The sequence below is a fragment of the Vibrio breoganii genome (assembly GCF_001677275.1).
GTDB lineage: Bacteria > Pseudomonadota > Gammaproteobacteria > Enterobacterales > Vibrionaceae > Vibrio > Vibrio breoganii.
The window spans coordinates 373363-399634 of sequence record NZ_CP016177.1; the positions used below are offsets into that span (position 1 = coordinate 373363).

The following is a 26272-nucleotide window of genomic DNA, read 5'->3' on the forward strand; positions in this document are numbered from 1 at the left end:
TAAACTTGCAGGGGGAAATACCAGTTTGATCAAAAATGGTGCGGAATTTTAATCCGAAGTGACTGTGTTTGTAAAGCACTTTATTGCGGAGAAAACGATCAATTATTTGTTTGAACAAATAGGACAAGGTAAACTTGCCGCACATTAAAGAAGTCGCGAGAAATTTATGCGTATTTTAGGTATTGAGACCTCCTGTGATGAGACAGGAGTTGCTATTTATGATGATGAGAAAGGCCTACTGTCACATCAACTGTATAGCCAAGTGAAGCTGCACGCCGATTACGGTGGCGTCGTTCCAGAATTAGCTTCTCGCGATCATGTAAAGAAAACCATTCCTTTGATTAAAGAAGCACTGAAAGAGGCTGATTTAACCTCAGATGATATCGATGGTATTGCTTATACAGCTGGCCCTGGTCTTGTGGGCGCACTTTTGGTTGGTGCAACCATAGGCCGCAGTATCGCTTACGCGTGGGATGTACCCGCTGTGCCTGTTCACCATATGGAAGGGCATCTACTAGCGCCTATGTTAGAGGACAATCCACCGCCGTTTCCGTTTGTTGCCCTGTTGGTTTCTGGTGGTCACACCATGCTAGTGGAAGTTAAAGGCATTGGTGAGTATCAGATTCTAGGTGAATCTATCGATGATGCCGCTGGTGAGGCCTTTGATAAGACCGCTAAGCTAATGGGTTTAGACTACCCTGGCGGTCCATTGCTTTCTCGTTTAGCAGAAAAGGGTACTCCAGGCCGATTTAAGTTCCCGCGTCCAATGACAGATAGACCAGGGCTGGATATGAGCTTTTCAGGCTTGAAGACCTTTGCGGCAAACACTATTTCTGGTAATGATAACGATGACCAGACTCGTGCTGATATCGCGTATGCCTTCCAAGAAGCGGTTTGCGCTACCTTGGTTATTAAGTGTAAGCGAGCGCTGCTACAAACGGGTATGAAGCGTATTGTTATTGCTGGCGGTGTCAGTGCCAATAAGCAGCTAAGAGTTGAGTTAGAAGCTCTAGCTAAGAAAATGGGTGGCGAGGTTTTCTATCCGCGTACAGAGTTTTGTACCGACAACGGTGCCATGATTGCTTATGCAGGAATGCAGCGCCTGAAAAATGGTGAAACCTCTGGTCTAGGTGTTAAGGCTCAGCCTCGCTGGCCGATCGATCAGCTAGAGCCTATCGCTGATTAATTACTGGCTAGACCAAGAAGCTAACAAGCTAAGAAACTAAGCGCCCCCATCGTAGGGCGTTTTTTTATGTCTGAACATTCCCGTTAAAATATATTTTAAACATTAAAATTAATTTTAATTAAAGCTTGATCTAGATCAATTAAGTTGTATATTGAATGTATCTTATTTATGAGAAAGGCGAACACCACATGACGGGATTCAAGATCACTCATCGAACGGCAACAAAAGCCAGTGACTACATTGCTTATAAGATCACTCAGGTCTTAAAGTTCACGCTGAACATTTTCTATGGCAACAAATACGCCAAGCGTGCGGTTATCCTAGAGACAATTGCAGCAGTACCAGGAATGGTTGCAGGTATGTTTAACCACCTTAAAGCGCTGCGTCGCATGAAAGATGATGAGGGCTGGATTCGAGAGTTGTTGGACGAGGCTGAAAATGAACGTATGCACTTGATGATCTTTCTCGATATTGCCAAGCCTAGCTGGATCGAGCGTTTGCTCGTGTTGCTTGGGCAAGGCGCATTCATTGTGGTGTATGGCGTGCTTTACCTTTTATCGTCAAAAATCGCCCATCGCATTGTGGGTTACTTTGAAGAAGAAGCCTGTAAAAGCTATACCGAGTACCTAGAAAAAATTGACAGTGGAGCCGTCGAAAACGTTGCTGCTCCAGAGATAGCCATTAAGTACTACAACTTGCCTACGGATGCGCGATTAAGGGATGTGATCTTGTTGATTCGTGAAGATGAAGCAAAACACAGAGATAGAAACCATGAATTTGCCGATTCTTATCAAGCTAAAGAGCTGCCTGCTCATCAAAGCTAATCAGCATTAACTTATCAAAAACCAGCCCCTTTAGGCTGTTTTTTTGCTTCAATGGTTACTTTTTTTTTGAGCCAACCTTAGGTTCACTCCCCGCCATCAAACGCTTGATATTCTCCTGATGACGCCAAATGATAAGGCAACACAACATAGCTACAGGTAAGGTGTATTGCGGTTTGATAAGCCAGGTATAGAACGGAGCGACCAGTGCAGTCACAAGTGCAGCCAACGATGAATATCGCGAGATAACAGCGGTAACCAGCCAAGTCCCCATTAACATGCCTGTTAAATCAAAGCCGATGGGTGCAATAGCGCCAACAGCGGTTGCTACGCCTTTGCCCCCTTTAAAGTGGAAAAAGATGGGGTAGATATGGCCAATACAAGCGGATATACCGATTAGTCCCAGCATAACGGGTTCTATGTCCAAGTAATAAGCAGACCAGACCGGTATGGTTCCCTTAGCCATGTCACTCACGAGTACGAGTGCGGCAGGTAGCTTCCCGCCAATTCGTAACACATTGGTGGCGCCTGGGTTATTGGAGCCAGCAGTGCGGGGATCTGGAAGCTTAAATACACGACAAATCAAGACGGCACTCGACACCGAGCCTAACAGATAGGCCAAGATGATCATGAGTAGAACCGTTGCAGACATAGAGATCCTTTACACTTTGTAGCGATTACCGCTTTATTCAGGATGATAGTTGGGTATTTGATGTAGTATATTACGTTTTTTTATACTTTTGGCTTATCCGACCTCAATCTTTGTAATTGCGCTAAGTTTACGTGCATAAGTTGCAGAAAGAGGCACTAAAGGAATCGAAATCATGAATCAGGACAGAGTCTTCATTGAACAGCTTGAGGTAATTACTACCATTGGCGTGTATGACTGGGAGCAAGAGATCAAGCAGAAGCTAGTGCTTGATATAGAGATGGCCCATAACAATCAGCCCGCTGGTAATAGTGATAATGTTGAAGACGCTCTGGATTACTTTTCGGTAAGCCAAGCGGTGCTCGCTCATATTCAAAATGGCCGCTTTCTATTAGTAGAGAGAGTTGCAGAAGAAGTCGCTGCATTAATCATGAATCAATTTAATGTACCTTGGCTGAGAATCAAGCTGCGTAAGCCTGGCGCGGTTCCACAAGCGAGTAGCGTTGGTGTGGTTATTGAGCGAGGCACGCTGTGACCCAAACCTACTTAGGTATTGGGACAAACATAGAGCGTGATAAACACGCTCATGCGGCGATCATAGAGTTGCAACGTTTAGGTGCTAACCTTCAAGTCTCAACGATTTACCGATGCCCAGCCGCCGGTTTTGAAGGGGCGGAGTTTTATAACTTCGTGATCGGCATTGATACAGATTTGGCATTGCCTGAATTCTCACGTCGATTGCGAGCCTTAGAAGTGGCCTATGGCCGACCGGAAAATGCGGCAAAAAAGCAAGATCGTACACTTGATATCGATATTCTTTTATTTGGCGAGGAGACATCACAACAGTCTCCTCAGTTGCCAAGGTGCGATATCTTCAAGTTCAATTTTGTACTTCAGCCCCTATATGAGCTTTGCCCTGACCTGATCGTTCCTTGTGATGGACGTTCTGTAAGGCAAATTTGGCAACAAGAATTTAAATCTATAGGCGGTATGTCCAATCTTACCGCTACATCTTTAAACCTAAGTGATGATTATCAATGAGTTATTTTGAAGCCTTTGCGCTGGCCTTAATTCAGGGCCTAACTGAATTTTTACCAATCTCGAGCTCTGCTCACCTTATTTTGCCTTCAGCGGTTTTAGGCTGGGAAGATCAAGGGCTAGCCTTTGACGTAGCGGTGCACGTGGGTACCTTATTGGCTGTGGTTCTTTACTTTAGAAATGAAGTGGTGACTCTGTTACGTGCATTCTTTGGTTCGGTGTTTAAGCAGCAACACAACAAGGAGTCTAAGCTCGCATGGATGATTATCCTTGCCACTATCCCTGCAGGTCTTGCCGGATTATTCCTAAACGATCTTATTGAGCTTTACCTGCGCAGTGCTTGGGTTATTGCTTGTACCACGATTATCTTTGGTCTTTTACTGTGGCACGCTGACAAATCATCAAGCTTTGAGATTGATGAGTACCAAGCGACCTGGAAGAAAACGCTGGTTATTGGTATCGCTCAGGCGATGGCGATGATCCCGGGTACTTCTCGTTCAGGGGCAACGATTACCGCAGCTCTATACCTTGGCTTTACTCGTGAAGCTGCCGCTCGTTTCTCTTTCTTGATGTCTATTCCTATCATCACCTTGGCGGGTGGATACCTTGGTACTAAGCTAGCGCTTAGCCCTGAGCCAATGCACTTAGGTGTACTGGGTACCGGTATTCTGGTGTCGTTTATTAGTGCTTATATCTGTATCCACTACTTCTTGAAGCTGATTTCTCGTATGGGTATGACCCCATTTGTGATTTACCGATTGCTATTGGGTGCAGGCCTGTTTGCATTCCTGCTGAGTCAGTAGACTCTGATTTCATTATGAAAATCCCCGCTTTGAGCGGGGATTTTTTTGTCTGTGTTTTGTGGTTGGAAGAAGAGATCTAATCCCAAAGCCAGCCTTGTTTTATCTCATCAATAGCATCCACTCTGCGCCTGTTAAGCTCCTCACGAATCTCTTTTCCTGAAAAACCACCCTGAATTACTTGCTGCACGTTAACCGATATAGCGGATTGATAGGCCGCCTTAACGTAATCTCGCTGCGGATACGACGTGGATTCATGCCCTAGGCGGCCTTGTGAGTCTGCTTGGCAGGTAATCAATACTTGCTCGAGTACAGCGGGTTTGCGCCACACATCAAAGCTATCCAGTACTCGAAGCAGGGTCGAGGCCTTGAGCTCTTGAGCTCTATGGATATTGGAGTGTTGCTTGCAGACATGCAGTGCCAGTTCTTTATATTGATTGGGAACTCGAAGGCGCTTGCTGAGTTTCTCTATGATCTTTAACCCAGTATGGCAATGCATTTTGTGGCTTGGCCACTCCTGCTCTGGCGTCACACCTTTGCCTAGGTCATGCATTTGAGCGGCAAAGCGGATCTCTGGCTCGGCGGTGAGTTCAGAGGCGCGTTTAGCCACCATGATGGTATGAATGCCCGTATCAATCTCAGGGTGCCATTTTTCCGTTTGCGGAACCCCAAACAACCGGCTCAACTCTGGAATGACAACCTCTAGTGCGCCGCAATCTTGCAGAACCTGAACAAATATTTGAGGATCTTGGGTCAGCAGCGATTTTTGCCACTCTTGCCATACACGTTCTGCTGTTAGGGTTTCCAGTTCTCCAGATTTTACAATCTCGCTCATGAGCGTTTGTGTTTCCTCGGCAACGCTAAATCCAAGATGATGCAGTTTTGCGGCAAAACGAGCCACTCTAAGCACTCGCAGAGGGTCTTCTACAAAGGCATCAGATACATGGCGAAGCAGTTTGTTTTGAATATCTTGTTGCCCACCATAAGGGTCATAGAGCTCGCCACTGCTATCTTGCGCCATGGCATTGATAGTGAGGTCACGGCGAATTAGGTCTTCTTCAAGGGTGACGTCCTCGGCAAAATGGCAATCAAAGCCCGTGTAGCCAGTACCTGATTTTCGCTCGGTTCTAGCGAGCGCGTACTCTTCATTGGTTTTTGGGTGTAAGAAGACGGGAAAGTCTTTGCCCACCGCTTGATAGCCTAGGCTCAACAGCGTTTGTGGTGTAGCACCAACCACCACCCAGTCTTGGTCGTAGTTGTCGATATTCAGTAGCTTATCTCGGACAGCGCCACCCACTAGATAGGTTTGCAATTGATTTTCCTCTTTTTACGGCATATTCGAGCAAATGATGTGAATAGTATATCTAGAACCCAATACACCGTCATTGGTATCACTTGCCTACAAAGGTTTACTTTACTTTCTTTGTTTCAATGGTAGCTTGGCCGTAATAGAAAAAGAAGTGTCGATAGAAGTTCTGAATGTATAAGGATTATTTTGGCTTTGTAGAAGAGCCGTTTTCAATTGTTCCCAGCTCAAAGTACCTGTTTTTGAGTGCACGTCACCGTGAGGCTTTGTCTCACCTGCAGATTGGCCTCAATAGTGGAGGCGGTTTTGCTATGCTGACGGGCGAGGTTGGAACAGGGAAAACTACTGTATCTAAGGCGATGTTAGCCAACCTTGAGGGTAACTGGGTCGCAGGCCTAATCCTTAACCCCACCTTTTCTGAAATAGAGCTCCTTGAAGCGATTTGTGATGAGTTCTCGCTTTCTTATGAGCAGCCCACAAGCCTCAAACAGCTTTCTCAAATCATCAATCACTACCTTTTAGATAATCATCAGAAAGGCTTACAGACTTTGGTGCTAATTGATGAAGCGCAACACCTGTCTCGGCAAGTGCTGGAGCAATTGCGTTTGCTGACCAACCTAGAAACGGACAGCCATAAATTACTCAAGGTGTTGCTGGTGGGGCAACCTGAGCTGCAGCATAAGCTGCAAACCATAGAACTGAGACAGTTGGCGCAGCGTATTACCGGGCGCTATCACTTGCTACCGCTAGTCGAGAAAGAAATAGCGGATTACATTGGATTTCGCCTGCGCATATCCGGCGTGAACGATGCACTATTCTCTGATAAGGCGATTCGAATTATCGCCTCTCACTCACAAGGCATTCCGCGCCTTATTAATTTAATCTGTGATAAAGCCCTGCATTACGCGATGCTGACTCAGCAGCGATCTGTTGACCATAAGGTAGCGATAAAAGCGAGTGAGGATGTGTTGGCTTATCAGGCCCCTGCGCTTCATCAATCACAGCCTATAAAATCAAGTTCGAATAACTGGCTATCACCGACCTTACTCGCGCTAGTGGTAGCGGGTAGCTCTTATGCCGGTTTGACGGCTTGGCAACAGTGGCAGCATTTGCAGACTGAGCATCAAGTTCAGCAACAGCAAGCTCAGCAAGTGCAAAGCGAAATGGATGAGTTAAATCAGCTAGCGAATACAAAGCAGCAGCGTTTTGTTCAATTGATAGAGCAGAGCCGCTCTCCAATGAGCGCCATGCAGTCTCTGTATCGCTTGTGGGGGTACAATGCCTCAATTGTTGATGCAGATTGCGAGTATGGTACTCAGCCTCCATTTCATTGCTTTCAGGGCGCAGCAGACCTTCCAGAAATCGTCGCGTCCAACAGACCCGTTGTGCTGACCCTATATGAACAGCAGCAGCCTTACTTTGCGGTATTAAGAAGTATTAATAGTGACAGTGTGGAACTGTTGCTTGCCGGAGAGCGAGTCCAGTTGCCGATCACATGGTTAGATGAGCACTGGAAAGGGCAGTTTAGGTATTTGTGGTACAGCGAAATACTGCAAACCCTAAAACTGAATAGCTCAGGGGAGCAAGTTCAGATTCTTGATGAGCTTCTGGCCAAAGTGTTAAATGCAAAACCTTTAAACACGGCAGTCTACAACGATGCTATGCAAAAGCGAGTTTCAGCATTTCAATCCTGGCAAGGGCTTGATGCTGACGGAGTTGCAGGAAATCGAACCTTGCGACAGCTCGATAGATTGACCAGTGAAAATGCTCCTAGGTTACTGGGTGATGTCAGGGAGGGATTGTAATGTCACAAGTATTGAAGGCTCTTGAGCAATCTCAAAAGCAATTTGAACAGACTTCTACATTGACGAATATGCCTAACGTTACGCTGAGAACCCAATCGGGTCTCGGCAAAGCACGATTGGTGGTTGCGATAGTCGCTGGGCTAGGTTTAGGTGTCACAGGGCATGCTATGTTAGCAGATTCTTCACTGACTCAAGGGTTGGCAGAGAGTCTGACACTATCTCTTAGTCGCTTCATTGGTGATGATCGCTCTTTGGACAGCGAGGTAACCCGAGTTATCGAGCCTAGTTTGGATGTGACCTTTCTTCCGGCAACAGCGCCAATTGCGCTTATGCCTTTGCCTAGAGTTGTGCTACAAACTCAGGTAGTAGCATCTTCATCTCGCCCTGCGCCTCAGCCAGTAATGACAGTAGATAATACGCCCCTACCAGAGCCTGTGAGGACAGAAGGGGAGTGGAGCTTACCTGAGTTAGACCTTTCCGGGTTATCTCCAGAGCTTGCCAGCAGCGTCGCCAGTGTGCTTGATAATCCATCCAACTATCAAGTGGATGAAATTAATGAAGATGAGCTGAGCAATGTTCGAGTGACAGAGCTAGACAAAGACAGTGAGCGCTTTAGAGGACGCTTACCTGCGCTGAACCTACAAACTCACATGTACGCCAGTAATCCAAAGCATCGCTGGGTGAAAGTGAATGGTAGTGAAGTTCAAGAAGGGGATTCCATTGATGGCGATATCAAGATAGTAGAGATAGCCCCACGTTATATCGTGGTTGAGTTCTCTGGGGAGAAAATAGAGATCCCCGCCCTTTACGATTGGCAAGGATAAGCCAACAATAAAAAAAGCTGCCAATGGCAGCTTTTTTTGTGTGATTGGGTTTATACCAATCAGACTAAGTAAGTGTTCAGAAATAGCGAAGGAAAAATACTCGAGAACAAGGCAGGATTTTTCGATAAGTAGTTATTCTACAATCAAAAATTCTAACGCAGGTATCGAGTGTTTTAACCAGCTAGGGTGATCAGTTATTTAGTACGATTGGTATTATGCCCAGCCGTTAGGAGACTTCTTACGACGAGGAATAACGTGTGGAAGCAATAGACCAAACAGTAGACCTAGGCCGGCTACACCGCCACCGTACATGAAGTATTTCAACAGAAGGTCTTCTTTTTGAGTGTCTAAGCGAGCGCGAAGTTCGCGAACTTCAGTTTGCGCAGAAAGCAGCTGATCACTCACCTTTTTGTAATTCACTTCCATTTCAGAAATCTGCGAGTTACGCGTTTCTAGAGAGCGCACTAAGCCTTCTTGCTCTTGCTCTGCTTGCTCATTAAAGCCTGCCAGCTCAGCTTTCACTTGTGCAAGCTCTTTCTCTAGACGAGGCATACGTGTTGCCATGCCTTCTGTGTTGGTTACGTACTTTGATTCTACCCAGCCTTTACGACCACGCTGATCAACGACTTCAGTGTAACCACTGTTCTTATTAGTTTGAACTAGAGTGACTGCTGCACCCGCATCTACGCTACCAATGATTCGGTACTGTGCATTCGGGCCCGAGTGCATGTAGGTAAATAGGTTGTCAGAGATATAGCGAGTCTGAGCCCACGCCGCTGGTGCTGTCATCACAGCAGCAAGAGCGATTAAAAAAAGTTTTTTCACTGTGCGTCCTTCAGAAAATCAAATTCAGGTGAGGAATGGCATTCCGTCAATGCCTAAATAGTAAGTAGATTCGAGGTTGCCTGCAACTAAAAGAGGGGGCAATGCCCCCTCTCTAACGTAAGTTTGTCAAAATATGACAGACACTTGATATTTTTCCTAGACGAAAATCATCAACATGATTTCGTAGAAGACGATAGCAAGCAATGCACCGGCTGGAAGCGTCACTACCCAAGACACTACGATGTTGCGAACAACGCCAAGGTTAAGGGCTGCGATACCACGAGCAAAGCCAACACCTAGTACCGCACCCACTAAGGTTTGTGTGGTTGAAATAGGTAAGCCGGTACCTGAAGCCAGTACTACAGTACTTGCAGTTGCAAGCTGAGCTGCAAAGCCGCGGCTAGGGGTAAGTTCAGTGATACCTGTACCTACCGTTGACATTACCTTGTGACCCATAGTCGCAAGACCTACCACGATACCAACGCCACCCAGTGGTAGAATCCACCAAGCGATTGTCGTCTTCTCTGCAATTTCGCCCATGTTTTCAATGGTAGAAACGATAGCCGATAGTGGACCAATCGCATTTGCAACGTCGTTTGAACCGTGAGCAAATGCCATCGCACAAGCGGTGATTACCATTAGTGTGCTAAATACCTTCTCTACACCCGTAAAGCTGTGTTCATGATTTTCATCATCAAGCTGGAAGCGTTTTTGAATGTATAGATAACCGATGAACATAACCAACAAGGATACCGCAACTGACCAGAACCAAGCTTCACCATTTGATAGGTGTAAGCCCACGTGTTTTAGGCCTTTCTTGATCGTAACTAGTGCAATAACGATCGTGGTTAGGAACATGTATACAGGCACATATTTCTTCGCGTTTTGCAGAGGTTTATCGGTGTTAAATATGAATTTCTGCGCACTGATAAAAATAAAGTAGGCAAATAAACCTGAGATAAATGGTGTAATAACCCAGCTACCCACAATACCTTGTACTGATCCCCAATCTACCGCTTCAGAGCCCACTGAAACCATAGCAAAACCAATAATGGCACCAATGATGGAGTGAGTAGTTGATACAGGCCAGCCCATGTAAGAGGCAAGTAATAGCCAAGTACCTGCTGCCAGCAACGCTGACATCATACCAAATACCAGTAAATCAGGACTATTGACGAATAGAGTGGTATCAATAACACCTTTTCGAATAGTGTCAGTTACTTCACCACCGGCAAGATAGGCACCGGCGAACTCGAAAATCATTGCGATGATGATGGCTTGTTTTACGGTTAACGCCTTAGAACCTACCGAGGTACCCATTGCGTTAGCGACATCGTTGGCACCGATACCGATAGCCATCATAAAACCGAATACGGCAGCAGCAATCAAAAGTATTGTGCCGTAGTTAGCTAGAATATCCATTAAATATCCTTTGATATTAATTAGTTAAATGGGGTGGAGAATGATTAGCTACGCGCAATCATCAATTCTAGACGAGCACAAACACGCTGTGCTTGGTCCGCTATTCCACCAACCCACTCGAGGATTTTGTACAAGAACATCACATCAATTGGATTGTATTGATCTTCAATATCTCTGAGGCTTCGGCGCAAATCTATTTGCATTTGGTCGGTATCGTCTTCAATACGATCGAGTTCATCGATCATAGACTCTACCAAATCCACTTCACGTCCCTTGAAGCCTGTCTCTAGCAATTCATCTAACTCGTTAATTACCTTGTGCATTTGCCCTACAGCATCCAAGCAACGTTTTACGTACACTAAGAATTCTTCGTGCAAAGCTTCAGGTATAAGTAGATTTCGGCCTAGAACACGGCCACAGATGTCTTTAGCAATGTTGGCTACTTTGTCTTGTTGGGTTAACAACTCCAACAGGTCACCCCTATCAAATGCCATGAATAGGCCAGTAGGTAGGTGCAAACGAATCTGACGCTTGAGGGTGTCAGCTTCTTTTTCTAATGTAGATATTTGTTGACGGTAATCGGCCGCCTTTTCCCAATTATTGGCATTAGAGGCAGCAAAGAATTCAGGCAAAAGTGAAGCACACTCGTAAACCTTCGCTCCGTGTTGTTGCAACGGTTTTATTGGCGATTTTGCGAATAAACCCATGATGGTATTGACTGGCATATTTGTATTGTCATGTGATTGTCATGCTGGGGTGTAACTATAATAGGTTTTTTTCGTATTAAAAGGGTTTCCGTGACTTAAAAGTGCACAAATGTGCTTTTTTTCGTGATTTAGATCAGGGGAATGTCACTTGCTGATAAACTCTTTTCGACTTAATCTGCAATAGACAGTCGATTATGAGTGAATTATGGAAACTGAAATAGAGCTGAAATTTTTTGTTTCACCACAATTCTCAGAAGTTCTGAGAGAGAAAATTCCGCACAACAAAATTCTTCAACATAGTAGCCGAGAACTCGGCAATATCTATTTTGATACTCCAGATAACTGGTTGCGTGAACACGACATAGGAATGCGCATTCGCCGCTTTGATGATGTCTATGTGCAAACGGTGAAAACCTCAGGCCGAGTCGTGGCCGGTTTGCATCAGCGCCCCGAGTATAACGCAGAGCACACCAGTGATGATCCTGACGTATCCTTACACCCAGAAGAGATCTGGCCTGAAGGCCGCAGTGTGCAAGAGCTTGGCGAACAGCTACAGCCTTTATTTGCGACCAATTTTACCCGTGAGCTATGGCTGGTGGGTATGGCTGATGGTAGCCAGGTAGAGGTTGCATTTGACCAAGGTGTCGTTGTAGCTGGCGAAAAGCGATCTCCTATCTGTGAGGTAGAGCTTGAGCTTAAGTCAGGTCAAACCGATGCTTTGTTTACTTTAGCAAGACAGCTGTGTGAAGACGGCGGTATGCGTCTTGGTAACCTCAGCAAGGCCGCTCGCGGCTATCGTCTCGCTCAAGGGTTTACCGGTAGTGAAACTAAGGCTCTGGGCTTGGTAGCGGTGACTCAACAAGACAATGTAGAAAGTTGCTTCATTAAATCGTTGGAATACGCGCTGGCACATTGGCTCTATCATGAACAAGCTTATGTAGAATCGCCTTCTATGGATTGTCTGCATGAGATTTGTTATTCATTGAGCTTTGTGAGACAAACCCTTGCTGTGTTTGGTGGCATCGTTCCGAGGCGCGCCAGTGCCATTTTGAGGCAAGAACTCAAGTGGCTAGAGCAAGAGCTGGATTGGATAAAGTCGGCAGATTATCTGGATGACCTAACAGAAGACAGAGGCCATGCCCTGCGTAAACTGGATGCTCAAAAGGCACTGGTTAAGCAACTAAAAGTTATGCGCAATGACTTGCCGTCTGAGGACGAGGTTTTACAGCTACTCGAGTCGGCTCGTTATACGGGCATTATTCTCGACTTAAGCCGATGGGTATTAACCAAGGGCTGGCAGCCGTTCTTGGATGAGAAGGCGAGCAATGCGATGTCTGGCAATCTAGTGAGCTTTTCTCAAAACCAACTGGATCGCACCTGGGCTGAATTAGTCAGTGCTTTCCCAGTTGAGCAAACTCTTACACCAGAAGACTATATCGATGAGCACTACCATCTCAATAGAAGCCTGTTTTCGGGGATCTGCTTTGCAGCGCTCTACGATCAGGAAATGCGTCAAGCCTTTCGCTTACCATGGGCGGACCTATCACAAGGGATAGATGAACTTCTTACTCTAGCGCCAGTGCGTGAGTTGGTAGGTCAACTTGAGGGTGAAGAGCAAGAGCAGTTGCAGCGTTGGTTAGAGCGTCAGCAAGCTTCTATATTGCATGCCATGGAGCAAACCAGAGCCATGTGTATGGAAGTTCAGCCTTACTGGAAGTCATAGATTCCACAGTTTCCTATGTATTGAAACACATTTCAGTGTCACAGCGCTTGCCCTAGGGTAAGCGCTTTTTTATGCTCTAGTTAATATTGCTTGGACGCAACAATGGAGCCCTCATGCATTCCCATCTAGAACCAGTCGAAATAAATAGATATCAACAGCTTAGCGAGAAGTATCCTTCTGTTATGGAACAGTGGTCATCGCAAAGGCTAGAAGAATTGCAAAGGGTGGTCGAGTTTAGCTCGTTTATCTATGAACGACTGCTGTGTGATGAGTCCTTACTAAAGCTACTTCCTGATATGCTCGATAGTGATGAGCGATGCGATCACTATCGAGATGACCTTCAACAACGCTTGGCCGAATGCCATGATGAAAATTCGGTGATGAAGGTGCTTAGGTTCTTTCGTAATCATGAGCTTATCACTATTGCTTGGCGCGATATTGTGGCAAGTTGGTCGGTTGAGCAAAGTCTTTCCCATGTCTCTATGTTGGCAGAAGCGATGATCTTCGAGAGTTACGCTTGGCATTATGCAGACTGCGCTCGCCTATGGGGCACGCCCAAAAATGCACAAGGCATTGAGCAACCTATGCTGATCATCGGTATGGGTAAACTCGGTGGAGGAGAGCTGAATTTCTCTTCCGATATCGATCTTATCTTTACCTATCCCGAAAATGGAGAAACTGAAGGAGCTAGGCGCTCAATTGCCAACGCACAATTCTTTACTCGCCTCGGGCAACGCCTGATCAAGTCTTTGGATCAAATCACTATTGATGGTTTTTGTTATCGCGTAGATATGCGACTGCGCCCCTTTGGTGAGAGTGGTCCACTAGTGATGAGCTTTGCCGCTTTGGAAGACTACTACCAAGAGCAAGGGCGTGATTGGGAACGCTACGCTATGGTCAAAGCTAGGGTCATGGGCCGTGAGATGTATCCTCAGTATCAGGAACTAAGACAGATGTTGCGTCCATTTGTGTTTCGCCGATATATCGACTTTAGCGCTATCCAATCACTACGCCGCATGAAGGCGATGATTCGCAGTGAAGTACGCAGACGTGGCCTCACCAACAATATCAAGCTAGGGCCTGGTGGGATTCGTGAAATTGAGTTTATTGCTCAGGTCTTCCAGTTAATTCGTGGAGGACGAGAGCCAAGCCTGCGCGGTAGAGGCCTACTTGAAACCTTGGAAGCAATAAAGGTACAACACCTACTTGAGCCAAGTGATGTCGATGGCATGACGTCGGCCTACAAGTTCTTGCGTCGCCTTGAGAACCTCATCCAAGCGATGGAAGATAAGCAAACGCAAACCCTTCCTGATGATGAAGAGAGCCAGAAACAATTAGCGGTTGTGATGGGGTTTAGTAGTTATCTTGAAATGCAGACCGAATTGAATGCGCACATGGCAAATGTGCACCAAGTATTCGAGTCGTTAATTGGCGATGAAGAAGAGCAGGGTCAGGAAGTTGACTCTGTTTACGCGGAAATGTGGAGCTTAGCGAAAGAGCCGGAGCAGGTAATCAACATCTTGCAAGAGCTGTCTATCGATGTAAAAGAAAAGCAGTTTTCTGAGCTTTCTACTAGCTTGTGCAACTTTAAAACTGACCTTGGTAAAAAGACCTTAGGCCCTAGAGGGCGAGAAGTCCTAGGGCATCTAATGCCTAAGTTATTGCACGCAGTATTGAATCATCCAGAGGGGGAGTTCGGTTTAGAGCGGGTATTGACTGTACTGTCTAAGATCGTCACTCGAACTACCTATCTTGAGTTGCTTGATGAGCATTCAGCGGCCCTTGACCAGCTAGTAAGGCTTTGTACGGCAAGCCCAATGATCACAGAGTTATTAGGCCGTTATCCTATATTGCTTGATGAACTGCTAGATCCCCAGCAGTTGTATAAACCCGTTGAGCTAAGTAGCTATAAATCAGAATTAAGAGATTATCTTGCCCGTATCCCTGAAGAGGATATGGAGCAACAAATGGAGGCGTTGCGCCAGTTTAAGCAAACTTGCATTTTGCGCATTGCTGCCGCAGATATTGCCGGTGTATTACCGGTTATGCAGGTGAGTGATCACTTAACCTATCTAGCCGAGGCGATTGTTGAACAAGTTGTCAATCAAGCGTGGCATCAGATGTCGGCAAAATATGGCGAGCCCAATCACTTACAAAATCGTGATGGTCGTGGGTTTGCAGTACTTGGCTACGGAAAGGTCGGCGGATGGGAGCTAGGGTACAACTCTGATCTTGATATTGTGTTTGTCCACGACTGCCCACTGTCCGCTTATACCGATGGAGAAAAGTCTATTGATGGCAGACAGTTCTATCTTCGCCTTGCGCAGCGCATAACCCATCTGTTCTCAACTCGAACCGCTTCAGGAATCCTCTATGAAGTGGATACGCGTTTAAGACCTTCAGGAGCATCGGGCTTGATGGTAAGCCCCATAGAGTCTTATGAAGAGTATCAACTTACAGAGGCGTGGACTTGGGAGCATCAAGCCATTGTTCGTGCTCGCCCTATTTATGGTGATGCGACCCTGGTCGATTCCTTTGCTAAAGTTAGAAATAAAGTACTTTGCTTAGCTCGTGAGCAGAGTCAGTTGCGAGACGAGGTGGTCAAAATGCGTGAGAAAATGCGCGATCACTTAGGTGGTAAAAAGAAAGATAGATTCATGCTTAAGCAAGACCCTGGTGGGATCACTGACATTGAATTTTTGGCTCAATATTGGGTGCTCAATTACTCCCATCAGCACCCCAGTTTGGTGAAATGGTCTGATAATGTACGAATCCTTGAGAGCTTGGTTGATGTCGAGATACTTTCACTTGAGCAAGCTAAGTACTTAACTGATGCTTATACGTCGATGCGCAATGAAACTCATCGACGCAATCTTCTGAATCTTGATGCTGATGTTGCTTTAGATAAGTTTGTTGAGCAGCGTCATTGGGTGATTGATATGTGGTGTGAATGGATGAAAGAAGCGCAACAAAGTTAAATCGCTCAAATGGTTAGCGCCACTTTGATATATCCCTAGCTATGCTAGAATTGTAAACAAAAATTCTTAACGGAACCTATATGAAGCCTATTCTTCCCGACTACAGTACATCGGGCGTTCTAATTGTCGGTGATGTCATGTTAGATCGCTATTGGTATGGTCCTACTGGACGTATTTCTCCAGAAGCACCTGTACCTGTGGTTAAAGTCGAAAACAATGAAGAGCGACCTGGTGGTGCTGCGAACGTTGCAATGAATATTGCAGCACTAGGAGGAAGCACTCATCTTGTAGGTTTAACGGGTATCGATGAGCCAGCACGAGTGCTGACTGAGAAACTGAATGCGCTTAAAGTGCAGTGTGACTTTGTTTCTCTTCCTGAATATCCAACGATCACCAAGCTTCGTGTGATGAGTCGTGGTCAGCAGCTGATTCGTTTAGACTTTGAAGATAAATTTGAGCTGGTCGATTCACAGCAGATCTTGTCCCGTATGGACTTATCTTTAAGTACTGTGAAGGCGGTGATCTTGTCTGACTATGCAAAGGGTGCTTTAGAGCATTCACGTGCAATGATAGATAAAGCAAACAATGCAGGCGTACCTGTATTTGTCGACCCTAAAGGCGCTGATTTTGAGCGCTATCGTGGTGCGACTTTGCTTACACCTAATATGTCTGAATTCGAGCACGTTGTCGGCTCGGTGAAAGACGATGAAGAATTGGCTGAAAAAGGGTTAGCGTTGATCGAGCAGTTTGATCTGCAAGCCCTATTGGTTACTCGCAGTGAGCATGGCATGACGCTATTGCGCCGCGGTGAGAAGCCATTCCATCTTCCAACTCAAGCTCAAGAAGTGTATGACGTTACTGGTGCCGGAGATACGGTAATTTCTGTATTGGCTGCTTCTGTAGCGGCAGGTAAGCCTCTAGACGAAGCCTGTGCGCTTGCTAACGCCGCTGCGGGTGTTGTTGTCGGTAAGCTAGGCACTTCAACTCTATCTACTATCGAGCTTGCAGAGGCTGTACATGGCTCGCAGGATACTGACTATGGAGTGATTGGCGAAGCTGCGCTGATTAAGGCAGTGAAAAAAGCACAAGCCAAGGGTGAGAAGGTTGTGATGACCAATGGCTGCTTTGATATCTTGCACGCTGGCCACGTTTCATACCTCAACCATGCTGCCGAGCTTGGTCAGCGCCTTATTGTCGCGGTGAACACTGACGATTCAGTTAAACGCTTGAAAGGCCCTGCTAGACCTGTGAATCCAACGGATCGACGCATGGCGGTATTGGCAGGCTTGGGCGCGGTAGACTGGGTGGTCCCATTTTCTGAAGACACTCCACAGCGCATCATCTCAGAGATCCTCCCTGACTTATTGGTTAAGGGCGGCGACTACAAGCCGGAAGAGATTGCGGGTGGCAAAGAAGTGATCGAAGCGGGTGGCCGAGTAGAAGTACTCAACTTTGAAGATGGTTGTTCGACAACGGAAATTATTGAAGCGATTAAAGGTGGGAAGGAATAACTCTTTTTCGTTATAAACTAAAAGGGCTGGTCAATGACCAGCCCTTTTTAATTTCAATCACTTACTAGCGTTAGATTATGATGCTAGTGGATCTTTTTTTGAAGCAATCAAGCCGTTATTTATCTCAAGAATGTCTTGTTCGTTAAGAGTGCCGACTGCTTGTTTTAGCTGCAGAACACTGATGATGTAGTTGTAACGAGCATCAGATAGGTTACGTTGGGCTTCAAACACACGGCGAGTGAAGTCTAGGACGTCAACGATAGTACGCGAACCAACCTCATAACCAGTTTCAACTGCGGCCAACGCCGATTCAGCAGAGATTAAAGACTGCTCGAATGCACGAATAGAGCCAATTGTCGCATCGATGTTGTTGTTTGATGCACGTACAGTTTTCACTACTGAACGGTAAGAGGCTTCTAGGTCTTCACTGACTGCTACGTAGTTGTACTCAGCTTGTTTAACCTGAGAACTCACGTTGCCACCAGTATAAAGAGGTACAGAAAGGTTAATACCTAGATTGTAGTTAGTATCATCAACATCAACACCACTAATATCGCCATTACCGTATCCAGCATCAGCGTTAAAGGTTAGGGATGGCAAATGACCTGAACTCGCTAAACGAATATCATCACGAGCGATGTCTTGACTGATACGAGCTGCGAGTAAGCTTAGGTTTTGCAGTTGAGCCTGCTCAACAAGTGCATCGGTTGACTTATCTGATTTAGATGCTGAGAAGCGCTCGATATCAAGAATATCTAGGTTCTTATGGCCGATACCTGTGATTTCTCGCAGTGTTTCATAGCTGTTGACTAAGTTGTTTCGTGCAATAACTTCTTCTGCTAGAACGCTATCGTATTCCGCTTGCGCTTCATGAACGTTTGTAATGGCAGATAGGCCTACTTCAAAACGTTGCTTTTCTTGGTCAAGCTGGCGTTCAACCGCACTTTTTTCGGCTTGAACAAACTCTAGACTGTCTTGGGCACGCAGTACTTCAAAGTAAGCTGTTGCTACTCGTAGAATAAGGTCTTGCTGTTGCGCTGCGTATGCAGAGTCAGACTGGCGTGCATTTTTTTCTGCAGTTTCGAGTGTTACCCAGCTAGAGCGTTGATAAAGCTCTTGGCTAAGGCCGATACCTGCAGTGAAGGCATTGGTTTCAGCGCCAGTGTAGGACTCTCCTACGTTGTATCCTGCTGTAAGGTTAATTTGAGGTAGCAAGGTACTGCGCGATGAGGTGACGGACTCAAAAGCTGCGTCACGTTGAGCTGCAGAACGTAAAAGCGTTGGATCGCTATTCTTGGCTTGATTGTATACGTCAGCTAGATTCTCCGCCATGACGGGTAAAGATAACCCACCTAGTGAAGCTGATACTAAAATGGACAGCGCTTTCTTCATTGTCGTAACTCTTCCTGCTACTTAAATTCGTGTTTAATAACTAGATTATAGTTCTGTGTTTCTATGTGAGTCGATTTTACACAGTCTTGTATAGAGTACTACAAAAACGAATAAAAACCCTATTGTTACATGCCTTAGCTCAAAACTTTCATGATCTAATATAAGGCTGCGGTAATCTTTCTGAAGACGTGGGAGTAATTTGATGGTCAACGCTGTCTACACTTGATAGGTTTGTTCAATTACTTACTGCAGAGAACCTTTATGTCCAACGATAGCTCCTATCCTACATTTCACAATGATGACGTTGAAATCCTTGCGACTGATACCTTGTTTAAAGGCTTTTTTAGCCTAGTCAAAGTGAAGTTTCGCCATCGTTTGTTTGCTGGTGGATGGAGTGAAGAGATTGAGCGTGAGCTGTTTGAGCGGGGGCATGCCGTTGCTATGTTGCCTTACGACCCGGTGACTGATCAGGTGGTCATGGTAGAGCAGATTCGAGTGGGCGCTCTGGGAGAGGCAAGACCTTGGCAGTTAGAAATCGTCGCTGGAATGCTAGATAAAGAGGGTGAAGACCCTATAGATGTGGCGAAACGAGAAGCGGTGGAAGAAGCTGGCCTTGATGTGACCCATATACAGCACATTAGTGGCTATTATCCATCCGCCGGTGGATGCTCGGAGCGATTGGAGCTGTTTATCGGGCAGGTCAAAGCACCCACATCAGCAGGTGTGTTTGGATTAGAGTCAGAAGGTGAAGATATTCGTGTTCATATTTTGACCAGAGAGGAAGCTTATGAGATGGTTAAAAATGGTACAATTGAGAACGCAGCATCAATTATTACGATTCAATGGCTGATGCTGAATCACCAACAACTGAGGGCGCAATGGGCAGTTCAAGGCTAGTGGGTTCAAATTATCATGTTGATTTTGCAGGGCTCATGCGACTGTACGAGACCAACTACGCCAAATTAAATGCTCTGCTTCCTCGTCAACCTGAAGTTGGAAACAAGAGAACCTATCAGGTTCAATCTCAGATTTATCAGATAAATGTGCTCGAGATAACGCGCTATACGACCTTAGTTGATGTGTTTCAGTGTGATGAAGCTCCCACTTTTCCACTTCCGCACATGACTGTGCGCTTATATCACGACGCAAGGGTTGCAGAAGTGTGTGCAAGTGAAAAAATGAGGGTAATTCATGCAAGATACGATTACCCCAACAAAAAAATGATGCAGAAGGATGAAAAGCACCAGCTCAATCAATTCCTTGGAGACTGGCTGACATTCTGCCTAAAAATGGGTATCAGTAGAGAGCCCTTACTGTGAGCTCAGGCAAAAATAATATTGGAAAGACAGATTGTGGAACCACAGATAGTTGCGACGGAAGAGACCGTCCAATTAGTACAGATTACAGATACACACTTATTCGCTGATGACGAAGGATGTCTGCTAAGTGTTAATACAGGCCAGAGCTTCATTGCAACTGTAAACGATATCGTCGAACGAAATGTTGAGTTTGACGCGATTGTGGCGACAGGAGATATCTCTCAAGATCACTCTGCAGCTTCCTATACTCGCTTTGCTGATGGAATCAAACCCCTTGAGAAGCAATGCTATTGGCTGCCTGGCAACCATGACCAAAAGTCGAATATGGTCACTGTATTACCGTCACCTCAGATCCAAGAAGTAGGACATGTGCTCGCTGGCGAATACTGGCAAATTATCATGCTAGACAGCCAAGTTGAGGGCCTGCCGCACGGCTATCTTGAGACAGATCAGCTCGAATTGCTCGACAATAAACTGGCTGAATTTCCAGAGCGACATACTCTAGTATTGCTGCACCACAATGCACTGCCGATTGGTAGTGCTTGGTTAGATCAGCACAAACTGCAACGCGCTCATCAATTTTGGGAAGTGCTAGGACGACACCAAAATGTTCGTGCAGTATTGGGTGGGCATGTGCATCAAGACTTTGAAAAAGAGCACAATGGTGTTCGAGTGTTGGCGACCCCTTCAACGTGTATCCAATTTAAAGCAAACAACGATGAATTTGCTCTCGATACCTTGTCTCCAGGTTGGCGTCACTTGCAACTGCATAAAGATGGTCAATTAGAGTCACAAGTGCATCGACTTGAAGAGGGGTGTTTTATCCCTGATTTCGAGGCTGAAGGGTACTAAATGCCCATTCAGCCCAAGCCAGCACTACTTCTTTATTTGCACGGCTTCAATAGCTCTCCGCAGTCTTTAAAGGCGCAAGTAATGGCTGAGTTCTGCGCTGAGTATCGGCCAGATATTCGCTTTGTCGCACCTCAATTGCCCGTTTATCCTGAGTCTTGTGTTCAAATGCTCGAGCAGTTGTGTGATGAACTGACCTTAGACTATCAAGTGGGCCTAGTGGGAAGCTCTATGGGGGGCTACTTATCGACGTGGCTCAACAAAAAGTACGGCTTCAAAGCGGTATTGGTAAACCCAGCAGTTAAGCCTTATGAACTGTTGCAAGATTTTCTTGGACCACAGCTCAACCCATATACTCAAGAAAAGTACCTGTTAGAACCTGTGCATGTTGAGCAGCTTCGAGCTATAGATGTGCCAGAGATCAACAACACGTCTGATTTTTGGTTGCTACAGCAACAAGGGGATGAAGTTCTGAACTACCAGCAGGCGGTAGATAAATACCGCGGGTGCAAACAGACCGTCGAAGAGGGCGGCAATCATAGCTTTGTGGGGTTTGAGCGCTACCCAAGCGCGATAGTAGAGTTTCTTCAACTCTAGGCTAAACCTTAAACTCATTGCATGTGAATTGCCTGAATAGCACACAATCATCATGCTTTTTAATCAGGAAGTCAGTGCAAACTTGACATAACTGCCACAGCGCCAGACTATGTAATGTAGCCAAGTTGTATCGCGGTTTGTGGAAGACTTACGAACACTCCAAACTCAATTCATCTACATTCAACGCTAAACAGCTATTTGCACCCGATGTGGTGCGAGTCAGGGTTTCTGAGTTTCGATACACAGAAACACTCCAACCAAGTAGGTTGCGACTTTTCTCATTGATGAGAAGCGATGTTTAACAACGCCAAGAGTAAATTTTCAAATTATGACTGAACAATATAACGCTGGGGCGATAGAGGTCTTAAATGGCCTAGAGCCAGTCCGCCGTCGCCCGGGCATGTATACCGACACTGTGCGTCCCAACCACCTTGGGCAAGAAGTTATCGATAACAGTGTCGATGAAGCGTTAGCAGGGCATGCGTCTAAGTTACAAGTTATTCTTCATCCTGATCAATCTCTAGAAGTCATTGATGATGGTCGTGGTATGCCGGTGGACATTCACCCCGAAGAAGGCGTGTCGGGTGTTGAACTTATTCTATGTAAGCTGCATGCGGGTGGTAAGTTCTCCAACAAGAACTACCAATTCTCTGGCGGTTTGCACGGCGTGGGTATCTCTGTTGTAAACGCACTATCTAAGCGCGTTGAAGTGAATGTTCGTCGTGACGGTCAGGTATATCAGATTGCTTTTGAGCATGGCGACAAAGTACAAGACCTGACCGTGGTTGGCACTTGCGGAAAACGCAACAGTGGTACAAGCGTTCACTTCTGGCCTGACAGCAAATACTTCGACTCGGGCAATTTCTCAGTCACTCGATTGATCAACAACCTAAGAGCGAAAGCGGTTCTGTGCCCCGGTCTTGAAATCACTTTTAGCGACAAAGTGAACGGTAAAGATCATAAGTGGTATTACGAAAGTGGTCTAAAAGATTACCTAGCTGAAGGCGTTAAAGGGTACACACTGCTGCCAGAAACCCCATTTACCGGTCAGTTTTCTGCAGAAACTGAGGCCGCGGATTGGGCGATAATCTGGCAACCAGAGGGTGGTGAACTCATCACAGAGAGCTACGTTAACCTGATCCCGACCTCTCAGGGTGGTACTCATGTTAATGGTCTACGTCAGGGACTGCTGGATGCGATGCGTGAATTTTGTGAATTCCGCAACCTGCTTCCTCGTGGCGTAAAACTGACCGGTGACGATGTCTTTGAGCGCTGTTCTTACGTGCTATCGATCAAGATGCAAGACCCTCAGTTCGCAGGACAAACCAAAGAACGTCTCTCTTCACGTCAATGCGCAGCGTTTGTTTCTGGTGTGATAAAGGACGGATTCAGCCTTTGGTTGAATGAAACTCCGCATATTGCTGAACAGTTAGCTGAGGCGTGTATTGCCAATGCGCATCGCCGCATGCGAGCAAGCAAAAAAGTGGTGCGTAAGAAGGTAGCCTCCGGCCCTGCACTTCCTGGTAAATTGACCGATTGCTCAGTACAAGACTTGGCTCGTACAGAACTCTTCCTGGTGGAGGGGGACTCTGCGGGTGGCTCGGCTAAGCAGGCCCGCGATCGCGAGTTTCAAGCCATTATGCCCTTGCGCGGTAAGATCCTTAATACGTGGGAAGTCAGTGCTGATCAGGTACTGGCCTCGCAAGAGGTACATGATATTTCCGTGGCTCTTGGTATCGACCCAGATACCGAAAGCCTAGATGGTCTGCGTTACGGTAAGATCTGTATCCTAGCGGATGCGGACTCTGATGGACTGCATATCGCAACCCTGCTTTGTGCTCTATTTACTCGTCACTTCAGCTCGCTAGTGCGTGCTGGTCACGTTTACGTTGCCATGCCACCGTTGTTCAGAATTGATTGTGGTAAAGAGGTGTTTTATGCCCTTGATGAAGACGAAAAAGAAGGGGTACTTGAGCGTTTAAGTAAGAAGCGAGCCAAGATCAATGTGCAACGATTTAAAGGCTTGGGTGAAATGAACCCACTGCAACTTCGTGAAACTACTATGGACCCTAATACTCGTCGTCTAGTGCAACTGACGATAGATGATGATGAGCAGACAATGGAAATGCTGGACATGCTGTTGGGCAAGAAACGCGCGGACGATCGCCGTCATTGGCTGCAAAGTAACGGCGATATGGCCGAGGTATAAGAATGTCGAACGAGATTACATATGATGGCGTAGAGCAGCTTCCGCTGCGAAAATTCACCGAAGACGCCTATTTAAATTATTCAATGTACGTGATCATGGATCGTGCATTGCCATACATCGGTGACGGCTTAAAGCCGGTTCAACGCCGTATTATTTATGCGATGTCAGAGCTAGGCTTATCGGCTTCAGCTAAATATAAAAAATCAGCACGTACCGTGGGTGACGTACTCGGTAAGTACCATCCACACGGTGATTCAGCGTGTTATGAAGCCATGGTATTGATGGCGCAGCCATTTACCTATCGTTACCCGCTCGTCGACGGACAGGGTAACTGGGGTGCTCCAGATGACCCGAAATCCTTCGCTGCAATGCGTTACACTGAGTCTAAGCTTTCTAAGTTTGCAGAGGTGCTACTTGGCGAATTAGGTCAAGGCACGGTTGAATGGCAGCCGAACTTTGATGGTTCTATGAAAGAGCCGCAAATGTTGCCTGCACGCCTGCCGCATATTCTGCTTAACGGCATTACCGGTATTGCCGTTGGTATGGCAACCGACATACCGCCACACAATGTGCGTGAAGTGGCCGATGCTACCATGACCTTGATTGATAATCCCAAAGCGGAATTGTCAGATGTTATGCAATTTGTGCAGGGGCCAGATTATCCAACAGAAGCTGAGATCATCACGCCAAAGCCCGATATTGAGAAGATCTATCGTACTGGGCGCGGCAGCATTAAGATGCGCGCGGTATGGCATAAAGAAGCCGGTGATGTCGTCATTACCGCTCTGCCACATCAGGTTTCGGGTTCTAAACTGCTTGAGCAAATAGCGAATCAAATGCGCGCGAAGAAGCTGCCTATGGTGGACGATCTTCGTGACGAATCTGATCATGAGAACCCAACACGAATTGTTATCGTGCCTCGCTCAAACCGTGTGGATTGTGATCAGTTAATGAATCACTTATTCGCTTCAACGGATTTAGAGAAGAACTACCGCGTTAACCTGAATATGATTGGTCTAGACAAACGACCTCAGGTGAAAGGCCTTGTTCAGATTCTGAAAGAGTGGATTGAGTTTCGTCGTGCCACAGTGCGTCGCCGCTTGCAGTATCGCCTTGATAAAATCATGGCGCGTTTGCATATTCTTGAAGGCTTATTAGTTGCCTACCTGAACATAGATGAAGTGATTGAGATTATCCGTACCGAGGATGATCCAAAAGCAGTATTGATGTCTCGCTTTGAGCTTTCTGAGATTCAAGCGGATGCCATCTTGGACACCAAATTACGTCAATTGGCGAAATTGGAAGAGTTTAAGATCCGCGGTGAGCAAGATGAGCTAGAAAAAGAGCGCAAGCAGTTAGAACTATTACTTGGCTCTGAACGACGCATGAATACGCTTCTTAAGAAGGAGCTTCAAGCAGATGCCGATAAATTTGGTGATGATCGCCGTTCTCCAATTGTTGAGCGTGCAGAAGCAAGAGCACTGACAGAAAAAGATCTACTGCCAAGCGAACCCATCACCGTAGTCTTGTCAGAGAAGGGCTGGATTCGTCATGCCAAAGGTCATGAGGTTGATGCTTCTACTCTGAACTATAAGTCTGGTGACAAGTTCCTTACTTCAGCAAGAGGTAAGAGTAATCAGCAGGCGGTGTTCCTAGGCTCAGATGGGCGAAGTTATTCATTGGAATCGCATTCTTTGCCTTCCGCAAGAAGTCAGGGCGAACCGATTACTGGGCGCTTGAATATCTCCACTGGAACCAGTATTCGACAGGTTCTGATGGGGGATGATGACCAGCTATGGCTAGTAGGTTCGGATGCCGGCTATGGATTTGTTTGTCGCGGTAGTGACCTACTGTCGAAAAACCGCAGTGGTAAGGCTTTAGTTAACTTACCGCAGGCGGCTGAGATCATGTCACCAAGTGCGATATCAGACCTTGATAGCGATGAAATCTTAGCGATCACTAACCTTGGCCGCATGCTGATCTTTGCAATAAAAGATCTGCCGCAACTGGGTAAGGGTAAGGGCAATAAGATCATCAATATCCCTTCTGCAAAAGCGAAGAGCAGAGAGGAGTTCGTTACTCAGCTGATTTCTATACCTGCTGACGCGACTATTACTTTGTACGCGGGTAAGCGTAAGCTTGGTCTGAAACCGGCTGACCTTGAAAACTTTAGGGGCGAAAGAGGGCGTCGTGGTGCAATGCTGCCGCGCGGTCTGCAGCGAGTGACTGAGATCGAAGTGCAAACCAAAGAGTAAGCTACTCTGGCTTAACTCCATTAATAAAAAAACCGCCGAGGCGGTTTTTTTATTGG

At 46.2% G+C, this 26272-nt stretch carries 22 protein-coding genes; 16 read left to right on the forward strand and 6 right to left on the reverse strand.

What is annotated here, in order from left to right; all coding sequences use genetic code 11:
- Nucleotides 1-166 precede the first annotated feature (166 nt).
- Both tsaD and A6E01_RS01860 read left to right on the forward strand, forming a co-directional pair.
- Entirely contained in the window at nucleotides 167-1186 is a 1020-nt protein-coding gene (gene tsaD / locus A6E01_RS01855) for a tRNA (adenosine(37)-N6)-threonylcarbamoyltransferase complex transferase subunit TsaD (RefSeq protein ID WP_065209447.1), read from the forward strand.
- Nucleotides 1187-1374: 188 nt separating this feature from the next.
- Nucleotides 1375-2010, forward strand: a complete 636-nt coding sequence (locus tag A6E01_RS01860; protein ID WP_017026799.1) for an alternative oxidase — start codon at nucleotides 1375-1377, stop codon at nucleotides 2008-2010.
- Nucleotides 2011-2065: 55 nt separating this feature from the next.
- On the opposite strand, the gene plsY is transcribed toward A6E01_RS01860, so the two are convergent.
- Nucleotides 2066-2659 (reverse strand): glycerol-3-phosphate 1-O-acyltransferase PlsY, encoded by a 594-nt coding sequence (plsY, locus tag A6E01_RS01865; protein ID WP_017026800.1) that lies wholly within the window; start codon nucleotides 2657-2659, stop codon nucleotides 2066-2068.
- Between the two features lie 172 nt (nucleotides 2660-2831).
- Between plsY and folB the strand changes: the two genes are divergently transcribed.
- From folB to A6E01_RS01880, 3 genes are read left to right on the forward strand one after another with little or no spacing between them, the layout of a single operon-like run.
- Nucleotides 2832-3191 carry a dihydroneopterin aldolase gene (folB, locus tag A6E01_RS01870; RefSeq protein WP_017031336.1) on the forward strand — a complete coding sequence of 120 codons (360 nt, stop codon included), beginning with the start codon at nucleotides 2832-2834 and terminating at the stop codon, nucleotides 3189-3191.
- Nucleotides 3188-3697 (forward strand): 2-amino-4-hydroxy-6-hydroxymethyldihydropteridine diphosphokinase, encoded by a 510-nt coding sequence (folK, locus tag A6E01_RS01875; RefSeq protein WP_017026802.1) that lies wholly within the window; start codon nucleotides 3188-3190, stop codon nucleotides 3695-3697. Before folB ends, folK begins: the two co-directional genes overlap by 4 nt.
- Complete coding sequence (locus tag A6E01_RS01880) at nucleotides 3694-4497, forward strand: undecaprenyl-diphosphate phosphatase (protein WP_017026803.1); 804 nt, start codon at nucleotides 3694-3696, stop codon at nucleotides 4495-4497. The genes folK and A6E01_RS01880 overlap by 4 nt, the downstream gene beginning before the upstream one ends.
- A 76-nt stretch (nucleotides 4498-4573) precedes the next feature.
- Here A6E01_RS01880 and A6E01_RS01885 read toward each other — a convergent pair whose 3' ends face one another.
- Nucleotides 4574-5806 (reverse strand): multifunctional CCA addition/repair protein, encoded by a 1233-nt coding sequence (locus A6E01_RS01885; protein ID WP_017026804.1) that lies wholly within the window; start codon nucleotides 5804-5806, stop codon nucleotides 4574-4576.
- A 167-nt stretch (nucleotides 5807-5973) separates the two neighbouring features.
- Here A6E01_RS01885 and A6E01_RS01890 point away from each other — a divergent pair, with 167 nt between their 5' ends.
- Together A6E01_RS01890 and A6E01_RS01895 are read left to right on the forward strand one after the other, a co-directional pair.
- Nucleotides 5974-7605: an ExeA family protein gene (locus A6E01_RS01890; RefSeq protein WP_017026805.1), complete on the forward strand. Its 1632-nt coding sequence runs from the start codon at nucleotides 5974-5976 to the stop codon at nucleotides 7603-7605.
- On the forward strand, nucleotides 7605-8429 hold the full coding sequence (locus A6E01_RS01895) for a general secretion pathway protein GspB (protein WP_017026806.1): 825 nt from the start codon (nucleotides 7605-7607) through the stop codon (nucleotides 8427-8429). Before A6E01_RS01890 ends, A6E01_RS01895 begins: the two co-directional genes overlap by 1 nt.
- A 213-nt stretch (nucleotides 8430-8642) precedes the next feature.
- On the opposite strand, the gene A6E01_RS01900 is transcribed toward A6E01_RS01895, so the two are convergent.
- From A6E01_RS01900 to A6E01_RS01910, 3 genes are all read right to left on the reverse strand, one after another.
- Nucleotides 8643-9254, reverse strand: a complete 612-nt coding sequence (locus tag A6E01_RS01900; RefSeq protein ID WP_017026807.1) for a TIGR04211 family SH3 domain-containing protein — start codon at nucleotides 9252-9254, stop codon at nucleotides 8643-8645.
- 156 nt (nucleotides 9255-9410) lie between these two features.
- Nucleotides 9411-10676 carry an inorganic phosphate transporter gene (locus A6E01_RS01905; RefSeq protein WP_017026808.1) on the reverse strand — a complete coding sequence of 422 codons (1266 nt, stop codon included), beginning with the start codon at nucleotides 10674-10676 and terminating at the stop codon, nucleotides 9411-9413.
- Nucleotides 10677-10720: 44 nt separating this feature from the next.
- On the reverse strand, nucleotides 10721-11401 hold the full coding sequence (locus tag A6E01_RS01910; RefSeq protein WP_017026809.1) for a TIGR00153 family protein: 681 nt from the start codon (nucleotides 11399-11401) through the stop codon (nucleotides 10721-10723).
- A gap of 187 nt (nucleotides 11402-11588) precedes the next feature.
- Between A6E01_RS01910 and A6E01_RS01915 the strand changes: the two genes are divergently transcribed.
- The 3 genes from A6E01_RS01915 (at nucleotide 11589) to hldE (ending at nucleotide 17595) form a co-directional block, all read left to right on the forward strand.
- A complete protein-coding gene (locus A6E01_RS01915) occupies nucleotides 11589-13106 on the forward strand; it encodes a CYTH and CHAD domain-containing protein (RefSeq protein ID WP_065209448.1) in 1518 nt (505 codons plus the stop codon).
- 113 nt (nucleotides 13107-13219) lie between these two features.
- Complete coding sequence (glnE, locus tag A6E01_RS01920) at nucleotides 13220-16084, forward strand: bifunctional [glutamate--ammonia ligase]-adenylyl-L-tyrosine phosphorylase/[glutamate--ammonia-ligase] adenylyltransferase (RefSeq protein WP_065209449.1); 2865 nt, start codon at nucleotides 13220-13222, stop codon at nucleotides 16082-16084.
- Nucleotides 16085-16164: 80 nt separating this feature from the next.
- Nucleotides 16165-17595, forward strand: a complete 1431-nt coding sequence (gene hldE, locus A6E01_RS01925) for a bifunctional D-glycero-beta-D-manno-heptose-7-phosphate kinase/D-glycero-beta-D-manno-heptose 1-phosphate adenylyltransferase HldE (protein WP_017026812.1) — start codon at nucleotides 16165-16167, stop codon at nucleotides 17593-17595.
- A gap of 75 nt (nucleotides 17596-17670) precedes the next feature.
- Here hldE and tolC read toward each other — a convergent pair whose 3' ends face one another.
- Nucleotides 17671-18987, reverse strand: coding sequence for an outer membrane channel protein TolC (tolC, locus tag A6E01_RS01930; protein ID WP_017026813.1), 1317 nt, complete (start codon nucleotides 18985-18987; stop codon nucleotides 17671-17673).
- A 261-nt stretch (nucleotides 18988-19248) separates the two neighbouring features.
- Here tolC and nudF point away from each other — a divergent pair, with 261 nt between their 5' ends.
- The 6 genes from nudF to parC all read left to right on the forward strand — a co-directional run bounded on the left by nudF (nucleotide 19249) and on the right by parC (nucleotide 26216).
- Nucleotides 19249-19884 (forward strand): ADP-ribose diphosphatase, encoded by a 636-nt coding sequence (gene nudF, locus A6E01_RS01935; RefSeq protein WP_017026814.1) that lies wholly within the window; start codon nucleotides 19249-19251, stop codon nucleotides 19882-19884.
- The gene (locus A6E01_RS01940) at nucleotides 19866-20306 is read left to right on the forward strand and encodes a DUF1249 family protein (protein WP_017026815.1); all 441 of its coding nucleotides are present in this window, start codon (nucleotides 19866-19868) and stop codon (nucleotides 20304-20306) included. Before nudF ends, A6E01_RS01940 begins: the two co-directional genes overlap by 19 nt.
- A 33-nt stretch (nucleotides 20307-20339) precedes the next feature.
- Nucleotides 20340-21158 (forward strand): 3',5'-cyclic-AMP phosphodiesterase, encoded by an 819-nt coding sequence (gene cpdA / locus A6E01_RS01945; protein WP_017031325.1) that lies wholly within the window; start codon nucleotides 20340-20342, stop codon nucleotides 21156-21158.
- A gap of 6 nt (nucleotides 21159-21164) precedes the next feature.
- A complete protein-coding gene (gene yqiA / locus A6E01_RS01950) occupies nucleotides 21165-21752 on the forward strand; it encodes an esterase YqiA (RefSeq protein WP_170961716.1) in 588 nt (195 codons plus the stop codon).
- A gap of 328 nt (nucleotides 21753-22080) precedes the next feature.
- The gene (parE, locus tag A6E01_RS01955) at nucleotides 22081-23961 is read left to right on the forward strand and encodes a DNA topoisomerase IV subunit B (protein WP_017026818.1); all 1881 of its coding nucleotides are present in this window, start codon (nucleotides 22081-22083) and stop codon (nucleotides 23959-23961) included.
- Nucleotides 23962-23963: 2 nt separating this feature from the next.
- Nucleotides 23964-26216 (forward strand): DNA topoisomerase IV subunit A, encoded by a 2253-nt coding sequence (parC, locus tag A6E01_RS01960; protein ID WP_017026819.1) that lies wholly within the window; start codon nucleotides 23964-23966, stop codon nucleotides 26214-26216.
- Nucleotides 26217-26272: the final 56 nt, after the last annotated feature.

What these genes read in the sequence shown, in the direction of transcription:
- tsaD (WP_065209447.1), top strand. Translation starts at nt 167, where the DNA reads ATGCGTATTTTAGGTATTGAGACCTCCTGTGATGAGACAGGAGTTGCT.
- A6E01_RS01860 (WP_017026799.1), top strand. Translation starts at nt 1,375, where the DNA reads ATGACGGGATTCAAGATCACTCATCGAACGGCAACAAAAGCCAGTGAC.
- plsY (WP_017026800.1), bottom strand. Translation starts at nt 2,659, where the DNA reads ATGTCTGCAACGGTTCTACTCATGATCATCTTGGCCTATCTGTTAGGC.
- folB (WP_017031336.1), top strand. Translation starts at nt 2,832, where the DNA reads ATGAATCAGGACAGAGTCTTCATTGAACAGCTTGAGGTAATTACTACC.
- A6E01_RS01880 (WP_017026803.1), top strand. Translation starts at nt 3,694, where the DNA reads ATGAGTTATTTTGAAGCCTTTGCGCTGGCCTTAATTCAGGGCCTAACT.
- A6E01_RS01890 (WP_017026805.1), top strand. Translation starts at nt 5,974, where the DNA reads ATGTATAAGGATTATTTTGGCTTTGTAGAAGAGCCGTTTTCAATTGTT.
- A6E01_RS01895 (WP_017026806.1), top strand. Translation starts at nt 7,605, where the DNA reads ATGTCACAAGTATTGAAGGCTCTTGAGCAATCTCAAAAGCAATTTGAA.
- A6E01_RS01905 (WP_017026808.1), bottom strand. Translation starts at nt 10,676, where the DNA reads ATGGATATTCTAGCTAACTACGGCACAATACTTTTGATTGCTGCTGCC.
- A6E01_RS01910 (WP_017026809.1), bottom strand. Translation starts at nt 11,401, where the DNA reads ATGCCAGTCAATACCATCATGGGTTTATTCGCAAAATCGCCAATAAAA.
- A6E01_RS01915 (WP_065209448.1), top strand. Translation starts at nt 11,589, where the DNA reads ATGGAAACTGAAATAGAGCTGAAATTTTTTGTTTCACCACAATTCTCA.
- glnE (WP_065209449.1), top strand. Translation starts at nt 13,220, where the DNA reads ATGCATTCCCATCTAGAACCAGTCGAAATAAATAGATATCAACAGCTT.
- hldE (WP_017026812.1), top strand. Translation starts at nt 16,165, where the DNA reads ATGAAGCCTATTCTTCCCGACTACAGTACATCGGGCGTTCTAATTGTC.
- tolC (WP_017026813.1), bottom strand. Translation starts at nt 18,987, where the DNA reads ATGAAGAAAGCGCTGTCCATTTTAGTATCAGCTTCACTAGGTGGGTTA.
- nudF (WP_017026814.1), top strand. Translation starts at nt 19,249, where the DNA reads ATGTCCAACGATAGCTCCTATCCTACATTTCACAATGATGACGTTGAA.
- A6E01_RS01940 (WP_017026815.1), top strand. Translation starts at nt 19,866, where the DNA reads ATGGGCAGTTCAAGGCTAGTGGGTTCAAATTATCATGTTGATTTTGCA.
- parE (WP_017026818.1), top strand. Translation starts at nt 22,081, where the DNA reads ATGACTGAACAATATAACGCTGGGGCGATAGAGGTCTTAAATGGCCTA.
- parC (WP_017026819.1), top strand. Translation starts at nt 23,964, where the DNA reads ATGTCGAACGAGATTACATATGATGGCGTAGAGCAGCTTCCGCTGCGA.